Origin of the sequence: Lamprobacter sp., from assembly GCF_034860625.1 — a bacterium.
In the GTDB taxonomy this organism is placed as follows: domain Bacteria; phylum Pseudomonadota; class Gammaproteobacteria; order Chromatiales; family Chromatiaceae; genus Lamprobacter.
The window spans coordinates 1-1,545 of sequence record NZ_JAYESN010000485.1 but is presented as its reverse complement, the minus strand read 5'-3'; the positions used below and the strand labels follow the sequence as shown (position 1 = coordinate 1,545).

Below are 1,545 nucleotides of genomic sequence, written 5' to 3'. Positions count from 1 at the left end.
TTGCAGGGCGGCCTTCTTGCGCTCGGGCTCTTGCTGGTTGTCGGCCTTCTCCTGCGGCAGGTCTTCCTGCAACTGCTTGACATCGCGATTGCCCTCGGCGGGCGGCGAGAAGACGCAGGCGATGTTGAGCGGGCGCCATGTCGGCGCCGCGCTTGCGCGCTCGGCCTGGCGCTCTTTGAAGAGCGCGTAGTAGGTGATGGCGTCGTTGATGGAGCCGGTGGCCAGGAGCGCGTTGAAGCGGCGTTGGTCGGTGGCGGCGTCGTGCTTGTCGAGGATGGCGTCCGCCACGGCGCGCTGGCTCAGCGCGCGGGTGGGTTTGGCCGCGCTGGCGTGGGCCTCGGCGGCGGCTGCGCTGGCCGGCTTGCCCTCGGGCTTGAAGTAGTCGATGTGGAAGCGCAGGACGTTACGGTCGTCGATGGCGTGGGTGATGGTGTAGGCGTGCAGGCACTTCTCGAAGAGGTCTTCGGTGGTCTTGTAGGTGCCAACAGTGCCGTCGATCGTCTCGTAACTGGCGTTGTCCTCAAAGATCGGCGTGCCGGTGAAGCCGAACAGCTGCGCCTTGGGGAAAAACGCCTTGATGGCCTTGTGGTTATCGCCGAATTGGGAGCGGTGGCACTCGTCGAAGATGATCACCAGGCGCTTGTCGCGCAGGGGGCTCAGGCGCTCCTTGTAGGTGCGCTTGCCCTTCTCCTTGTGCTGCTGGGCCTTCTTGCTGGTTTCATCCAGCGCCAGGCCGAGCTTCTGAATGGTGGTGACGATGACCTTGTCGGCGTAGTCCTCGGAGAGCAGGCGCCGGACCAGGGTCTCGGTGTTGGTGTTCTCCTCGACGCAGCCTTCTTGGAATTTGTTGAACTCGATGCGGGTCTGGCGATCGAGATCCTTGCGATCGACCACGAACAGGCATTTCTCGATGTCGGGGTTGTCTTTCAGCAAGGTCGCGGCCTTGAACGAGGTCAGGGTCTTGCCGCTGCCGGTGGTGTGCCAGATGTAGCCGTTGCCGCGGTCTTGGTGGATGCAGTCGATGAGGGCCTGCACGGCATAGATCTGGTATGGGCGCATGATCATGAGCTTCTGCTCGCTGGCGACCAGGACCATGTAGCGGCTGAGCATCCGGGCGAGGCTGCATTTGGCGAGGAAGGCCTCGGCGAAGTCATCCAGATGGGTGATCTTGCGGTTATCCTCCTCGGCCCACTGGTAGATGGGCAGGAAGCGCTCGTCGGCGTTGAAGGCGAAGTGCTGCGGGTGGTTGTTGGTGAAGTAGTAGGTATTGGTGCGATTGCTGACGATGAACAGCTGCATGAAGCAGAGCAGCGTGTTGGCGTAGCCGTTGCCGAGGTCGTGCTTGTAGTCGACGATCTGCTCCATGGCGCGGCGTGGGGTGATGCCGAGGGTCTTCAGCTCGATCTGCACCAGCGGCAGGCCATTGATGAGCAGGATCACGTCATAGCGGTGGTGGCTGCTGTCGGTGTTGATGCGCAGTTGGTGGATGACCTCGAAGTGGTTTTTGCACCAGTCCTTGAGGTTGACCAGCATGTAATGCAGCGG

1 protein-coding gene is annotated in these 1,545 nt (G+C 62.1%); it reads right to left on the bottom strand.

The features are described from left to right. Positions 1–1,545 (bottom strand): HsdR family type I site-specific deoxyribonuclease (locus VBE63_RS29085; protein ID WP_323686460.1); only part of this gene is annotated, 1,545 nt, incomplete at both ends.